At 66.6% G+C, this 14,950-nt stretch carries 14 protein-coding genes; 4 read left to right on the top strand and 10 right to left on the bottom strand.

Going from position 1 to position 14,950, the window contains the following annotated elements; genetic code table 11:
* Positions 1 to 131: 131 nt before the first annotated feature.
* Both M1E17_RS18340 and M1E17_RS18335 read right to left on the bottom strand, forming a co-directional pair.
* Positions 132 to 1,091, bottom strand: coding sequence for an NAD(P)H-hydrate dehydratase (locus tag M1E17_RS18340; RefSeq protein ID WP_457963357.1), 960 nt, complete (start codon positions 1,089 to 1,091; stop codon positions 132 to 134).
* Positions 1,075 to 1,836, bottom strand: coding sequence for a histidine phosphatase family protein (locus tag M1E17_RS18335; RefSeq protein WP_457963356.1), 762 nt, complete (start codon positions 1,834 to 1,836; stop codon positions 1,075 to 1,077). The genes M1E17_RS18340 and M1E17_RS18335 overlap by 17 nt, the downstream gene beginning before the upstream one ends.
* 212 nt (positions 1,837 to 2,048) lie before the next feature.
* Between M1E17_RS18335 and M1E17_RS18330 the strand changes: the two genes are divergently transcribed.
* Positions 2,049 to 4,664, top strand: a complete 2,616-nt coding sequence (locus M1E17_RS18330; protein ID WP_457963355.1) for an AMP-binding protein — start codon at positions 2,049 to 2,051, stop codon at positions 4,662 to 4,664.
* Positions 4,665 to 4,719: 55 nt separating this feature from the next.
* On the opposite strand, the gene M1E17_RS18325 is transcribed toward M1E17_RS18330, so the two are convergent.
* From M1E17_RS18325 to M1E17_RS18300, 6 genes are all read right to left on the bottom strand, one after another.
* Positions 4,720 to 5,865 carry an LCP family protein gene (locus M1E17_RS18325; protein ID WP_457963354.1) on the bottom strand — a complete coding sequence of 382 codons (1,146 nt, stop codon included), beginning with the start codon at positions 5,863 to 5,865 and terminating at the stop codon, positions 4,720 to 4,722.
* A gap of 15 nt (positions 5,866 to 5,880) precedes the next feature.
* Entirely contained in the window at positions 5,881 to 7,071 is a 1,191-nt protein-coding gene (locus M1E17_RS18320) for an LCP family protein (RefSeq protein WP_457963353.1), read from the bottom strand.
* Positions 7,072 to 7,170: 99 nt separating this feature from the next.
* Positions 7,171 to 7,797 carry an arsenate reductase/protein-tyrosine-phosphatase family protein gene (locus M1E17_RS18315; RefSeq protein ID WP_457963352.1) on the bottom strand — a complete coding sequence of 209 codons (627 nt, stop codon included), beginning with the start codon at positions 7,795 to 7,797 and terminating at the stop codon, positions 7,171 to 7,173.
* 186 nt (positions 7,798 to 7,983) lie between these two features.
* The gene (locus M1E17_RS18310; RefSeq protein WP_457963351.1) at positions 7,984 to 8,805 is read right to left on the bottom strand and encodes an ABC transporter ATP-binding protein; all 822 of its coding nucleotides are present in this window, start codon (positions 8,803 to 8,805) and stop codon (positions 7,984 to 7,986) included.
* Positions 8,802 to 9,923 carry a FecCD family ABC transporter permease gene (locus M1E17_RS18305; RefSeq protein ID WP_457963350.1) on the bottom strand — a complete coding sequence of 374 codons (1,122 nt, stop codon included), beginning with the start codon at positions 9,921 to 9,923 and terminating at the stop codon, positions 8,802 to 8,804. The genes M1E17_RS18310 and M1E17_RS18305 overlap by 4 nt, the downstream gene beginning before the upstream one ends.
* Positions 9,920 to 10,897 (bottom strand): FecCD family ABC transporter permease, encoded by a 978-nt coding sequence (locus M1E17_RS18300; RefSeq protein WP_457963349.1) that lies wholly within the window; start codon positions 10,895 to 10,897, stop codon positions 9,920 to 9,922. The genes M1E17_RS18305 and M1E17_RS18300 overlap by 4 nt, the downstream gene beginning before the upstream one ends.
* Positions 10,898 to 11,208: 311 nt before the next feature.
* On the opposite strand from M1E17_RS18300, the gene M1E17_RS18295 reads away from it, so the two are divergent.
* The 3 genes from M1E17_RS18295 to M1E17_RS18285 all read left to right on the top strand — a co-directional run bounded on the left by M1E17_RS18295 (position 11,209) and on the right by M1E17_RS18285 (position 13,536).
* The gene (locus M1E17_RS18295; protein ID WP_457963348.1) at positions 11,209 to 12,216 is read left to right on the top strand and encodes an ABC transporter substrate-binding protein; all 1,008 of its coding nucleotides are present in this window, start codon (positions 11,209 to 11,211) and stop codon (positions 12,214 to 12,216) included.
* Between the two features lie 2 nt (positions 12,217 to 12,218).
* Positions 12,219 to 13,178, top strand: coding sequence for a siderophore-interacting protein (locus M1E17_RS18290; protein WP_457963347.1), 960 nt, complete (start codon positions 12,219 to 12,221; stop codon positions 13,176 to 13,178).
* 73 nt (positions 13,179 to 13,251) lie between these two features.
* Complete coding sequence (locus M1E17_RS18285; RefSeq protein ID WP_457963346.1) at positions 13,252 to 13,536, top strand: DUF1540 domain-containing protein; 285 nt, start codon at positions 13,252 to 13,254, stop codon at positions 13,534 to 13,536.
* Positions 13,537 to 13,638: 102 nt separating this feature from the next.
* On the opposite strand, the gene M1E17_RS18280 is transcribed toward M1E17_RS18285, so the two are convergent.
* The gene (locus M1E17_RS18280) at positions 13,639 to 14,313 is read right to left on the bottom strand and encodes a DUF6766 family protein (protein WP_457963345.1); all 675 of its coding nucleotides are present in this window, start codon (positions 14,311 to 14,313) and stop codon (positions 13,639 to 13,641) included.
* A gap of 96 nt (positions 14,314 to 14,409) precedes the next feature.
* Complete coding sequence (locus tag M1E17_RS18275; protein ID WP_457963344.1) at positions 14,410 to 14,790, bottom strand: lipoprotein; 381 nt, start codon at positions 14,788 to 14,790, stop codon at positions 14,410 to 14,412.
* Between the last annotated feature and the right edge of the window lie 160 nt (positions 14,791 to 14,950).

The following is a 14,950-nucleotide window of genomic DNA, read 5'->3' as shown; positions in this document are numbered from 1 at the left end:
GATCGAGGCAACCCCACCTCTCGACCAGGTCGCCTCCCAACTGGGTCGCAGCTAATGTCGTTATTCGCGCGAATGACGACGTTAACTGCGGCCTACTTGGGGGAGGAGGGGCGTACAACCGAAGCCCGGGCTCAGGTGTTGAGCTCCATCATGAGGGCCGGCAGTTCGTCGGCCAGTTCGTGGGCCAGGAATCCCAGGGGTCCCATCCTGCTGGCCAAGCGGTCCGCCGCCGCGGCATGGAGGTGGGTGCCCCAGCAGGCTGCCTGAGCATCGGTGGTCCCACGGGCACGGAGCCCGGCAATGGCCCCGGCCAGGATGTCGCCGCTGCCGGAGGTTCCCAGTCCGCCGAACCCGGTGGTGATTTGCCAACGTTCAGGTTCCTCCGGCGCCTTGGTGCCGGCTGGCCGCGCGATGAAACCCTGGCAGCTGACCACTGCCTGGTACCGGTCAGCGATCTCTGCCACGTCATCTTCCAGGTCTGCCAGGTCCCGGCCCAACAGGATTTCCGCCTCAGTGGGGTTCGGCGTGAGGATCAGCCGTCCCCGCCAGGGGGTCAGCTCCTCCTGGATTTTAGGCAGGGCGCCCAGGGCGTAGGCGTCCAGCACGATGGTGGCTCCCCGGCCGCCGTCGGAACCTTCGCCGTCGGAACTTCCGGAACCGTCGCCGTCGGTTCCGCCCGCTGCCTGGCTCCCCAAAAGCGCGCGGAGCAGCTCGACAGCGAGGTCCACATCGTCAAGCCCGGGGCCGATCAGCAGAACGTCGGCGGTTTCCAGGGCGGGCGCGATGCGTTGAAGGCCGGAGGCCTGCATGGACCCCTCGGCAGTCTCAGCAAGTCCCGTAACACCTGCCTCCGGGAGCGCCACGGCCAGCTGCACAGCCACTGATTCGGCCACAGCAAGCGTGAGCTTTCCCGCCCCGGCCCGGAGTGCGGCGCGGCCAGCCAGGAGGGCCGCCCCGGGCGTACTCCGGGCACCACCAATCACCAGCACAGCACCACGCGAATACTTGTCCTCACCGGCGGCGGGCAGCGGCCAGTCGCGCAGCAGTGAGGGCGTCACCTGGGCGGCAGGGGCCTCATTGCGGGTGGACACTGGCGTCCCCGGCGTGCTCGGTCACTTCCACACCCTGCTCCCTGAGATGGTCCGCCTGGTTGAACTCCTCCAGCGTCCATGGCCCCTTCCCCTCGGGGCGGACAAACCGGGTGATGGAACCGTTCAGAACGGAGGTGCCGGCGGCGAGGTCCAGGATCTCCCGCTCCGTCATCCCCTCCAGGATGTACCGGAAGAGCAGGATCACGGCGTCGTGGCACACCACCATCACGCGGTGCCCCATGCCCAGGCCGTTCAGCTCGTCAAGCACCGAGCGCAGCCGGAGCGCCACATCGGTCCAGGATTCACCGCCGGGCGGACGGTAGTAGAACTTGCCCAGCCAGCGCCGCCGTTCGGCCTCCTCGGGGAAGCGCTTCTCCACGCCCTGCCACGTCAGCATGTCCAGGACGCCCAGCTCCCGGTCCCGCAGCCGTTCATCGATGCGCACGCGGACGGGCCAGCCCGCAGTTTCCACGGCGATTTCGGCGGTCTGATGCGCGCGGGCATACGGGGAGGACACCACTGCATCCGGCCGGCGGTCTTCCGGGATGGCAGCAAGCGCCTTTCCGACGGCCACCGCCTGGTCCTGCCCGGTAGGGGACAATATGACGTCGGCGTCGCGTGCCGGGACGTCGATCACCTCAACGCCTGCCAGCTGTGCCTCCGACGCCGCAACATTGCCTTCGCTTTGGCCGTGGCGGATCAGGATGAGCTCCACCGCCCCGGCTTCCCGGACTGCCTGCGTCATTCCCTGATTTTCCACAAAGACCTGCCCCATCGCCATGTTGCCCGTTGTGCGGCTGCCGCTTTTCGGCACCCGAACACTACTAGCGGCTTACCCATTGGAAAGGGGGAAATAACGGCCGACGGCGGCGGGCAGGTGGGCGGGGCCCGCAGGTGGGCCTTTGCAAACCGTTAATCTACTTGTTGTTAGGTTAGCCTTGCCTCTACACTCAGCCAGTGAACTCGTCCCTGGAAGTTGCGCGGGTAGCCTTTGCCGCTGATCTGGCCCGCCACGGAGACCGTCCCGCCCTCCTCACCGGCGGCCGGACCATCTCCTACCTGGAACTCGCCCACCGGGTGGGTTCCTTTGCCGAGCGGCTCGGCCCCGTCCGCCGCCTTGTGGTGCTCGCGGCGGACAACAGCGTGGGGTCGTTGGTGGCGTACCTGGCTGCCCTGGCCTGCGGGCACCCGCTGATCCTGGCGCCTGCAGGAAATGACGCCGCCATGGCATCCCTGGTGGCAGCCTACGATCCGGATGCCATCGTCCGGACGGGGCCAACGGAAGCCGGTGCCAGTGAGCCGCTGCTGGAGGAAGTGCGGCCCGGAACCCGGCACCAGCTGCACCCGGATCTTGCCCTATTGCTCAGCACGTCGGGTTCCACGGGCTCGCCCAAACTCGTCCGGCTCTCCCAGCAGAATGTGCAGTCAAACGCCGAATCCATTGCCGAATACCTGAACATCGGTGAAGACGACCGTGCCATGACCACGCTGCCCATGTACTACTGCTACGGGCTCTCGGTGCTCAACAGCCACCTGCTCCGCGGCGCCGGGATTGTGCTCTCGGATCTGTCGGTGGTGGATCCGTGCTTCTGGGAACTGTTCCGCAACCGCCGAGCCACGTCCTTCGCCGCCGTCCCCTACACTTTTGAGCTCCTGGACCGCGTGAGGTTCACGGAGATGGAGCTCCCTCACCTGCGGTACATCACACAGGCCGGGGGCCGGCTGGATCCCGGAACCGTGGTCCGCTACGCCGAGGCCGGACGCGGGCGCGGCTGGGACCTGTACGTGATGTACGGCCAGACGGAGGCCACCGCACGGATGGCCTACCTTCCGCCGCACCTCGCCGCGGAGCATCCGGGAAGCATCGGCGTTCCGGTCCCGGGCGGGGATTTCCGCATTGATCCGGTGCCGGGCCTGGAGGACGGCGAGCTGGTGTACACCGGGCCGAACGTGATGCTGGGCTATGCCGAGAAACCGGAGGACCTGGCGGCCGGGCGCACCATCAGCGAGCTGCGCACGGGGGACCTGGCCCGCCAGTCGGACGCCGGCCTGTACGAGGTGGTGGGCAGGAGAAGCCGGTTCGTCAAGATTGTGGGCCTGCGCATTGACCTTGGCCAGGTGGAAAAGATGCTGCAGAAGATGGGCCTGAACGCGGCCTGCGCCGGCACAGACCACAGGCTGGTGGCAGCGGTCGAGGGCAGCCACGACACCCGACTCCTGGCCAAGACCCTCGCCCAGGACCTGGGCCTGCCCCGTGCCGCCGTGCAGGTCCGCGCCGTCGAAAGCCTGCCGCGCCTGGCCACCGGCAAAACCGACTACCCGTCAATCCTGGCGCTTGCCGACACGGACACCACGAACAACACGGACGAAACGGAAAACGCTGCCGGGAGGCCCGGGCAGGAAGAGGCCGACGGCGGTGCTGCCGCCTCCGCTGCGGCAGCACCGCCGTCGGACGTCCGCAGGATTTTTGCGGATGCGCTTGAGATCGAGGACATCGGCGACGATGACACATTCGTCTCGCTTGGCGGCGACTCGCTGTCCTACGTTGCGGCATCGGTAAGCCTGGAGAAGGTTCTTGGCCACCTGCCCCCGGACTGGCACGTCACCCCCGTCCGGGAACTGCAGGCCCTTGCGCGGCCACGGCGCAGCCCCTGGCGGATCTTCGCGCCGCTGGAGACAGGCATTCTGCTGCGTGCGGCGGCCATTGTAATGATCATCAGCACGCACGTGGACCTCATCAGGTGGCCGGGCACAGCGCATGTGCTGATGGCCCTGGCCGGCTACAACTTTGCCCGCTTTCAGCTGGGCGGTGACAGGATCCCGCGGCTCCGGCGCCAGGTACGCAGCCTGGCCAGGCTGGTGGTGCCCACAGTGGCCTTTATCGGGGCGGTCATGCTGCTGACGGATAAATTCCACTACACGCCGGCCAACCTGCTGCTGCTGAACACGATGATCGGGCCGGCCGGCTGGACCGATGCCTGGCACTTCTGGTTCATCGAGGTGCTGGTGTACGTGCTGGTGGGCGTGATGGCGCTCCTGGCCATCCCCTGGGTGCACCGGACAGAGCGGCGCTTTCCCCTGGCGTTCCCCGTGGCGCTTGTTGCTGCCGGGCTGCTGGCCCGTTATGACCTGATTGGCGTGGACATCCTGCACACCCGGCCGGTCCTCTGGCTGTTTGCCCTGGGCTGGGCCCTGGCGCGGGCGAGGACTGCTGGCCAGCGGCTGGCGCTGTCCGCGCTGGGGGCACTGGCCCTGTACGGCTACTTCGACAACCCCTGGCGGGAGGGCACCATCCTGGCGGGGATCCTGCTGCTCGCATGGATTCCGGCCATCCCGCTGCCGTCGGTGCTCCACCGCCTCTTCGGCGTCCTGGCCAGCGCGTCACTGTACGCCTACGTCACGCACTGGGTGGTGTTCCCCGACCTGAAGGACAGCCAGCCTGTTTTGGCAGTTGCCCTGTCCTTGGCTGTCGGCGTCGCCTACTGGGCCGTGGCCATGAAACTGATGGGCGCGGCGGGCCGCCTGAAGGTCAGGACAATGCGGAGGCTGCGCCGCCGGAGTGCTCTGGCATAAGTCCGAAGCGCGAACGGACAGTTAAGGCCCTCCTGGCCTCAGCGCCCGCCTGGCCTCAGCGCCCAGCCGCGTACTGGGCCAGGCGCCCTTCCCTCAGGGCGGCGGCCACGGCATTAATCCCGCCATAGTCTGGCAGCACCACGGATGCCCCGCCGATGGTGCCCACCCCGGCCGTTGGCAGCGTAACGAAGGTGCAGGCGTTGTAGTCGAGGTTTCGAAGGCCGTAGGCGAGGATCGCCACGGACAAGGCGTCATGGCCCTGGTTGAGGGTCAGCCAGGGCCCGGAAAGAGCCACCAGGTGCCGGACCACGTTGGGATCGTTCAAGGCGCCGCCGTGGGTCAGCTTCGCCAACAGTGCCTGCAGGAAAGCCTGCTGGTTGCGCACCCTTTGGTAGTCGCCGTCGATGAACGCGTACCGCTCCCGGACGAACTCCAGCGAAGCCTGCCCGTTAAGCCTGTTCAGGCCCTGCGAGAAGACGTGCCCGGTGTCGTGCGTGGACTGAAACGGCAGGTTGACCTGCACGTCGATCCCGCCCATGGCGTCAATCAGGGCCCTGAACCCGTTGAAATCCAGCATGAGCGTATGGTCGATGTGAAGTCCCAGCAGGGACTCCACAGTCTGCTTCACCAGGGGCGTGCCGCCCACCTGGAGGCTGGTGTTCACCTTGGAACCGCCATAGCTGGGGATGTTCACCCACGTGTCCCGCATGATGGAGACCACCTGGACGCTGCGCCGGTCAGCCGGAACGTGGGCCACCATGATGGTGTCCGCCCGCTGATCGGACTGTTGGCCGGTGGCCAGGGTATGGCCTGCCTGATCCCTCGCATTCCCGCGGCTGTCGCTGCCGATGATGAGGATGTTCATGGGAACGGGCTGCAGCTCCGGGATGGGCTCGGGCGGCGGCGGAGGAGCGGGGGCCGGGACCGGCGGAGGGGTGGTCTCCGTGGCAGTCGGGGTTTCCGTCGGCTGGGCGCTTTGCGTGGCCGATGTGGCGGACGTATCTGCCGGGCGGCTGAACAGCAAGGCGGCGACGGCGATGCCGGCCACCAGCACTACGGTCAGCAGCGCGGCAATGATGCGCCGCCGTCGTGCTGTCCCTGTACCGGGTGCGGAAGGACCGGAACCGGCCCCGCCAGGACTAGCGGGGCCGGAACCGGATGAATCAGGACCGATGGGCTCGGAAGCACCTGGGACGCTCATTGTCTCTCCATGGGATCAGTTTCCGCCTTCCAGACCCTTTCCGGCTACATAGTTGCCAAGGGTGTTATCGGAAAGCGATGTGGCGATTGCGGCGATGGCAGCGGTATCCGGGATGACGATGGATTGCCCGTCCGCTGACGTTCCCGTGCCCAGCGTCGGGAGGGTGAACATCACCATGTCGCTCGGCCGTACGTCCTTGAGCTCCACAGCCAGCCCCGCCAGGGCCGCGGCGTTCAGCCCTTCATCCACGCTGATGAACGGCGCGATGGCGCTGACCACACCCTGGACCTTCAGCGGATTCAGGAGGGTGTCGGCGCTGAGGTTCTTGGTCAGAAGCGCCCGCACGAACGCCTGTTGGTTGCGGACCCTCTGGTAGTCACCATCCGCGAACGCGTAGCGCTCGCGGACGAACTTCAGGGCACGCTCGCCGTCCAGGGTGTTCTTCCCGGCCTGGAAGACAGACTGGTCGTGATACGAAACGAACCCGGCGGGGATATCCACTTCCACTCCGCCCAGGGCGTCCGTGAGTCCAACAAAACCTTCGAAGTCCACCATGGCCACGTGGTCGATCCGCTGGCCAAAAATCGATTCCACGGTCTGCACCATCAGTGGGATGCCGCCGTAGGCCAGTGCTGCGTTGATCTTGGCCTCCCCGCGGTCCGGGATGCCCACCCAGAGGTCCCGCATGAGTGAGATGGAGTAGATCTTGGCGCGGTCGGCGGGGACGTGCACCAGCATGAGCGTGTCCGCCCGCTGGTTGGATCCCGCGCCGGCCGCAGCTTCTTCGCTGGTGGCGCCGCGGCTGTCGCTGCCCATCACCAGGATATTCACGGACCCGGTCCCGCCTCCGGCGTTGTTTGTGCCGCCCTCAGCAGTTCCCGGAACGCCGGCCGCACCGGGGGCCGCGCCATTCGCGACGGATGGGTTGGGCCGGGTTGCTTCGTCCGGGAAGGGGTTCTCGATCGTCGTGACTTCGGAATCGTAAATCCGGCCGAGGTTCATCAGGTACACCCCGGCCGAAGCTGGAATCAGGATCACCAGGGCGAGCAGGAACAGAAGGAAGGTGCGGAGGGGGCGCCGGCGCCGGCCAGCCGGAACGCGGGGAGACGCGCCGGAAGCCGGGCCGGGAGCCGCGCCCGAAACAGCTGTGCCGGAGGAGGCTGAGCCGGTAAAGACAGCGGCAGGATGCTCGGACGCGGTGGCCATTTCCGAAAATTAGCATCGGCGCAAAGGCGTTACATCGGGGGAATCCGCAGAAAAGCCGCACAAAAAACCGCAGTGCCTGAACGACGGCGGCGGGCCCTGTCAGGAGGGAGCGTTCAGCCTCGCATGACGCAGGATGGAGATGATCGCGGGGGCCAGTTCGTCTTCCATCTGACGGTAGGTTTCGGGCCCGCGGCGGTAGGGGTCGATGATGTCGTTTTCGGAGGAGTCGGCTGGCAGGGACAGGTGCCGGACCGCTGCCGCGCGGGCCGGAAGGCCCCGCCAGAAGGCTGTGTTGGCTGCCAGGGGATCACCGGCCGGACCCTGAGGCGCGGGATCCCGCTCATCCAGGACGTCCAGCATGCGCGCGAATTCACGGATGGTAAAAGTGCGCTTCAGGAGCGACGCGTCCAGCTGGAGAACCTCGCCGCGGTGGCCGGACGTCATGGTGAGCACCAGGTCCACACTGCGCAGGATCTTGCCGGTCAGCTGCCGTGCGGCAAACTCCTGGGGGTCGCCGCCGAACATGCGCACCATGTCCGCTGACGGCGGCTGCATGGGGTCGCCCACCATGGCGCGGGTTCCGGCGCTGGCCACCACAAAGCCGCCGGGCAGCACCTGGTCCAGTCCTGCCTGGAGCAGCCGTTCAGCCACGGGGGAGCGGCAGATGTTGCCCGTGCAGACGGTCAGGATTCTTACGTGCTCGGGGACGGGGGAAGGCGATTCCAAGGAGCTTCTCTTTCCAGGTGGTGCGCGGAGCCGGGCTGGTCCCGCACTTTCAACTTAACACGCGAAGCTGCGCGCGCCGCCGTCGAAACGCTCCCGCCCACCCCAACGTTGCCCTATCACTTACAGTCCCTTCCGGGGCCTTTTAGCGACCAAAGGTGATAGAGCAACGCGGGTGCGGGGCTTGGATTAGGAGGCGGCAGCCGTGGCCGGGGTGCCCAGCGGGATGACGTGGGGCCGGCCGTCGGTGGGCTCGGCAACCACGTGGGCGTCCAGGCCGAACACGTCCTTGAGCAGCCCGGGAGTCACCACCTGCGCCGGCGTCCCCTGGGTGATGATGCTGCCGTCCTTCATGGCAACTATGTGGTCGGAGTAGCGGGCCGCCAGGGAGATGTCGTGCAGCACCATCACCACGGTCCGGTGATGCTCGCGGTTCAGCCTGCGCACCAGTTCCAGGACGTCCACCTGGTGCGCGAGGTCCAGGTAGGTGGTGGGCTCATCAAGGAGCAGGATGCCCGTTTCCTGGGCCAGCGTCATGGAAATCCAGGCGCGCTGCCGCTGCCCGCCGGAGAGGTCCTCGAGCGGACTGTCGGCCAGGTCGGCGATGTCGGTGGCCACGAGTGCGTCCTCGACGACGGATTGATCGGCGGGGGAGAACTGCTGGTACCACTTCTGCCGGGGGTGCCGGCCGCGCGAGACGAGATCCGCCACGGTGAGCCCGGAAGGCGCGGTGGGCGTTTGCGGCAGGATGCTGATCCTGGTGGCTATCTGGCGGCTGGACTGGGTGGACAGTGCGGCGCCATCCAGGAAAACAGCGCCGGAGCGCGGAGCGAGCAGCCGGCCCAGGCCGCGGAGCAGCGTGGACTTGCCGCAGCCGTTCGGGCCGATGATCGAGGTCACCCGGGCCTCCGGGACGGTGAGGGACAGGTCCTTGATGATGTCCCGGCCGTCGTAGCCCAGCGTCAGGTTTTCCGCCCTCAGCCCCTCGTGCCGTTCTGTGGTGGTGTTCAACTCAGCCTCCGCTGGTACTTCAGGATCAGATGGATCAGGAACGGCGCGCCGACGACGGCGGTGGCCACTCCCACGGGCAGCGGCGCGCTGAGCACATTGGCTGAGACGGTGTCCGCAAGCAGGACAAACACCGCACCCACCAGCGCCGAGACTCCCACGGGGGGAACCACGTTGGAGGTCAGGGACCGTGCGATCTGCGGGCTGGCCAGGGCAACGAACGCCACAGGGCCCGCGGTGACAGTGGCCACCGACGCGAGCAGCACCGCGATGGTCAGGGCAGTCAGGCGCACCGCGCCAATGCGCGCTCCGAGCCCGACGGCGGTGTCCTCGCCGAGGCTGGTCAGCAGCAGCCAGCGCCCGCTCAGCACCGCGGCAACCAGGAGGACGGCAGCGCTGACGGCCATGGGCTGGACGGTGGCCCAGTCCTTGCCGTTCAGTGATCCCATCATCCAGGTCAGGGCCTGGGCGGCGCTGGTGACGTCCCCCAGCGTGAGGATCCAGGTGGTGAGGCTCGCGGCCAGGCCGGAGATACCCAGGCCCGCCAGGACCAGCCGGTAGCTGTCCAGCCCGCGCCGGTAGGCCAGCAGGTAGACGGCCACGCCGCTGATGATTCCCGCGGCGAACGCGGCCACGGGCATTCCCACCGTCGCGGCCAGGCCGCTGAGTCCGGCGTGGCCGCCGCCGGCCACCACCAGTACGGTGACGGCGCCCAGGGACGCGCCGGTGGTGACGCCCAGCAGGTCGGGGCTGGCCAGGGGGTTCCGTGCCACCGTCTGGGTGATGGCTCCGGCAGCGGCCAGCGCCGCACCGACTACCACGGCGGCAACCATGCGCGGGGCCCGGAACTCGGTAACGGCGAGGTGGATCCGCGGGCTGGAGGCGTCACCCAGGAGCGCACGGAGAACGTCCGGGTAAGCCAGCGGGGTTCCGCCGAAGGCTATGTGGAGGGCCATCGCGGCCACCAGGGCGGCGGCCAGGACGGCGGCGACAACCATCACGCGGAAGTTCAGGCGGATGGATACCGGGCCAAGGCGCAGGGCGCGAATGGTGGCAGCACCTGTCCTGGGCTGTTGCAGCGGTTTCTGCTGTTGCCGCGGCTTCTGCTGGAGGGCGGTCACAGGGTGGCCAGCCTGCGCCGGCGGGCCAGATGGACAAAGAAGGGGGCACCCACCACGGCCAGGACCACGCCGACCGACAGCTCTCCGGGGCGCGAGATCACGCGGCCCGCCGTATCCGCAAGGAGCAGCACGGTGGCGCCCGTTATGGCAGAGAGCGGGATCAGCCAACGGTAGTCAGGACCTGTCATGGCCCGGGTGATGTGCGGAACCAGGAGTCCGGCGAAGGCAATGGGCCCGGCCATGGTCACCGCGGAACCTGCCAGCAGCGTGATGGCGGCTATGCCTGCCGCCCGTGCCCGGAAAACCGAGATGCCCAGTGACGTGGCGGTGTCTGCTCCCAGGGCCAGCGCGTTCAGGGGCCGGATGTTCAGCAACGACATCACCACTCCGGCGGCCACAAAGGGCCAGATCATGGAAAGAATGTCGCTGCGGCCGGCCAGAGAACCTACCTGCCAGAACCGCAGCGTGTCCAGGGCCTGGTCGTTCAGCAGGACGATGCCCGCCACCAGCCCGGAGCAGAGCGCTGTCACGGCGGCTCCGGCCAGCACCAGGGTCACGGGGGTGGAGCCATGGCGGGCCGCGGAGCCGATCATAAACACCAGGACGCTGGCGGCCAGGGCACCCGTGAACGCCAGCAATGCCTGCGTCAGTCCCGGCTGCTCGCCGGCCAGGGCGGTGACCGCGACGATGGCGAGGGCCGCGCCCTGGTTGATGCCCAGAAGGCCGGGATCAGCAACCGGGTTTCGGGTGTGTCCCTGGACCAGGGTTCCGGCCAGGCCCAGGCAGATTCCTGCGCACACGGCCAGCACGGTGCGCGGCCAGCGCAGTTCGCGGATGGTGACGTCCATGACGTTGCCATCGGGAGTGAAGACGGCATGCCAGACGTCCTGCAGGGAGGAGGGCTGGCCGCCGATGCAGATGCTTAGGCAGGCCGCCGCTAGCATGGCCGCAACTGAAACTGCCAGCCACCGCATGGTGGGCCTCCGCGCCCCGGGCCGCCCGGCACCGGGCCGCCCGGCACCGGGCGTCCGCGAACCGGACCGCCCAGCACCAGGCTGAGGGACACCGGGCCGCCCGGAACCAGGCCGCCCAGCAGCTTCCGGAGTCGTTCCACCGTGCGCCTTCGGGGCGGAGGCCAAGGCAGGATCCATCGTCTTCACAGGGTCCTTCTATTACGTCATGCCTTTGTGAGCTATTTGGCAAAATCCTGCTACAGTCTACGGCAGACGCAGGTAAGCCTTGCCTAAGAAGTCATCTCCCCGTCATCGTTTTTGAAAGTGACACCGTGAAAACACGCATCCTCAAGCAGCTCAGTGCTGTCACCGCCGGCATGGCCCTTCTGGCCACCGCGGCCTGCGGCGCCCCGGCCGCCTCCACAGAAACCACTGAAACAACAGCCGCAGAGTCAGCAGGCTTCCCGCTGACCATGGAGCACACCATGGGCTCCACCACCATTGACACCGTGCCCAAGCGCGTCGTTGCGCTGGATCCGAGCTACATCGATGCCGCACTCCTGCTGGGGGCCGACCTGGTGGGCTACGTCCAGTACCGCCAGGACCCTAATGCCCCGTTCGCCCCGTACCTCGGGGACGTCAAGGATGCCACCAAGGACTCCGTCAACGTGGGTACCCTGGCCGAGCCCAACTTGGAAAAGATCCTTGAGCTGGAGCCGGACCTAATCGTTTCGGCGAAGGTCCGCCACGAGGCGCTCTACCCGCAGCTGTCCAAGATTGCCCCCACCATCTTCTCGGTCAGCACCGGCCCCACCTGGAAAGAGAACGTGGTCTTCCTGGGCGAGGCCTTGGGCAAGAAGGCCAAGGCCGAGGAACTGGTCAAGGCCTACGAGGAGCGCGCCGAGAAGGTGGGAGCCGAAATCCTCAAGAAGAAGCCGGACGCCACGTACTCCCTGGTTCGCTTCACCGGCGGGGATACAGCACGCCTCTACTCCTCAAACTCCTTCATCGGCGAGATCATGACCGACATGAAGATCCCGCGGCCCCAGGACGCCCCGGACAGCGAGAAGGAAATCTTCGTGCCGCTCTCGGCCGAGCAGATCCTCCAGGGCGACGCCGGCCTGGTGATGGTCAGCGCATTCACGCCTCCCGGCGCCGAAGGCGACAAAACCCGGGCGCAGCAGGAAAAGTTCCAGTCCAACCCGCTTTGGCAGCGCCTCACCGGTGAAGTCAAAAACGTCGACGACGGAACCTTCCTTGCGTCCGTCAGCATCCAGGGTGCCCACTCGGTCATCACGGACCTGGCGAAGCACTACGGCGTGGATCCGCAGCTGCCGTAGCAATGGGCTCAACAACCTATCCTCTCCGCGCGTTTGATGCGGCGGTCCTGCGCGTCCAGCAACTGGGCCCGCATTTCCGCCGCATCACCTTCACCGGACCGGAGCTGGCGACCTTCGGCGTCCCCGGTCCCACCGTGGACCTGCGGATCAAGCTCCTCCTGCCAGCGCCGGGGCATCCTCTTGCCCGGCTGGGTGAGCCTGGCGGATACCTGCAGGAGGGCTGGTACCAGGAGTGGCTCCGCCGCGAACAGCCAGGCCGTGGTTTCATCCGCAGCTACACCATCCGGGCAATCCGGAACACGCCGGGCAGGCGGGAGCTGGACGTCGACTTCGTCGTCCACCCCGTTGCCCCCGGCCACACCGCTCCCGCCTCCGAGTGGGCGGGAGCTGCCGCGCCAGGTGCCCGGGTGGTCATTATTGGCCCCGACCTCAACGCCGTCACCGAGGCCACGCCCCGGACTGAAACCGGGATCAGATGGGATCCGCAGGGTGCCCGGCACGTGCTGCTGGCCGGTGATGAAACGGCCGTCCCGGCCATCAGCTCCATCCTCAAAAGCCTCCCGCCCGACATCACCGGCGAGGCATTCCTGGAGGTTCCGGACACGTACGACGTCGGTACGGTCACCTCCGCTTCGTCAGTCCGGGTCACGTGGCTGGTCCGGAACGCTTCGGGTGCTGCCCGCGGGGACCTGCTAAATGGGGCGGTGCGGGCTCTCACCGAAACCACGTTGCCACCAGGCCCGGAGACATATGCGTGGGTGGCAGCCGAAGCGGCAAGCGTGAAAAACCTGCGGCGGCTGCTGGTTACCCAGGCGGGCCTGGACCCGAAGCGGTCCGAGTTCAGGGCCTATTGGAGCCTGGGCAAAGCCGGCTCGGGGGCCAACGGGACCCCGCTGGTTCCGCAGCCTGGTGCGCAGGCGGTTCCGCCGTCGGAATTAAGTCACACGATTGGGTCTTTTTGATTTGACCGGACGGGCCTACCGTGGGACCTAGGAGCTGCCCAGCCCGGGTGGCCGGACCGCGGAGGATTTCCCAATGACCACGCACGTAGCCGACTGCAGCGTAACCAATTGTTCCTTCAACGATCATTCCGAATGTAATGCCGCCGCCATTACCGTTGGCGGCTCTGAAGACCACGCCGCATGCGCCACGTTCATCGACATCGGTACCCACGGGGGCCTGCCCAAGGTCCTGGCCGGCGTCGGAGCCTGCCAGCGCACGGAATGCGCCTACAACGACCACCTGATGTGCAACGCGTCCGAGGTGCATGTGGGGCCAGGTGCGGACAACGCCGACTGCCTCACCTACACCCACGCCTAGGAATCCGCACCCAACAACTACCGCACAGCCAGAAAGGCCCGTTCCGGACCAGATCCGGAACGGGCCTTCTGGCTGTGCGCTGGGATCCCTCTGCCGCCACCCTTACCCCGTTGAGGCGGTGTCGTCATGGGCGGCACCCACCGGCTTGGATTCCGGCGAACTGTGCTGGCGGAGATAGATCGCCAGCACCACCATGGAGCCCACCGCCAGGAACTCCGACTGCCAGTTCTGCAGCGTCCTGTTCCAGAATTCGGGTGAGGCGAGGTACTCGGCCCACGGTGCTGGGTCCTGGAAGTTGCGCAGCTGTTCCTCGTTATAGGTGCTGTTCCCCGAGATGGACTGCACCAGCCACGAGAGGAGGAAGATCAGTCCCATCGTCAGTCCCAGCGAGTTGGCAAAGAGCGTACGGCGCCAGCCGCCAACCTTAGCCCAGGCCGGTGATTTTTCGTTGGCATATTCGCCCACCAGTTGATCCTTGTCGGACTCCAGCCCGGACTGGTCCAGCTCCTTGGACTCGGGGGAGCCTTTCTGGACCAGCCAGATCGTGGCCAGGATGTAGAGCAGGAACTGAAGGTATTCAGACTGCCAGTTCTCCGAGACGTTAACGGCGAAGTCCGACGATGCCAGGTACTGCGCCAGGGTTATTTCTTCCTGCCCGGCCGATAGCTGTTCCTCGTTGTACATTGCGTGGCCGGAGATGCCCTGTCCTGTTACGGCCAGGAGGAAGATGAGTCCGAAGAACAGGCTGAGGCCGTTGTTTTTCAGTGCGGTTTTCATGGTCCCGCCCCTATCCTCGTGCTAGTCCGACAACGGCCATGTATGCCAGTCCGCCGAAGATCAAGACAAGGTAAAGCACAAAGCTCCAGCGCATTTCTACTTCCCTCCTACTTCGCACATGTACCCGTTTTCGCCCTGGGACGTGCACCCGGCACCTGTAATTTGCCAGCCCGAGCTCGCCGCGGCCAGGAAAACGGTGTCGTTCTCGAACTCGACCATTGCGTTTCGGCCGTAAACTTCGGTTTGCCCAGGCGTCCCGGCGTCGGCCAGTTGCAGTTCCTCCAACTGGTTTTCGCAGCCGCCGTCTGATTCTGCTTTGTCCTTGGCGGACTGGCTCAGCATGGAGCAAGCCTGCTCTTCATCACCTGACGCGAGGGCCTGGTGGAACTCCTCGGCCGCGGTGGAGGCGCCGGTCCCGTCTGGAGCGCAGCCGGCAAGAACCAGCAACAATAAAAAGCCGCCGATAAACCTTTTCACTCGTCCTCCTCATGAAAATACGTATCTGGTAAATACGCACTTACAGACGAAGTACCCACAAAAAGCGTTTTGGAACAAAGGTGCAGGTCAGGGGTGGGAGCGCGACGGCGGGGGCTGCGGTACATTCGAAGAACATCCGCCCAGCGTTACGGAGACAAGC

It is taken from the genome of Arthrobacter sp. D1-29 (genome assembly GCF_054130585.1).
This window is presented reverse-complemented; position numbering and strand designations above follow the sequence as displayed.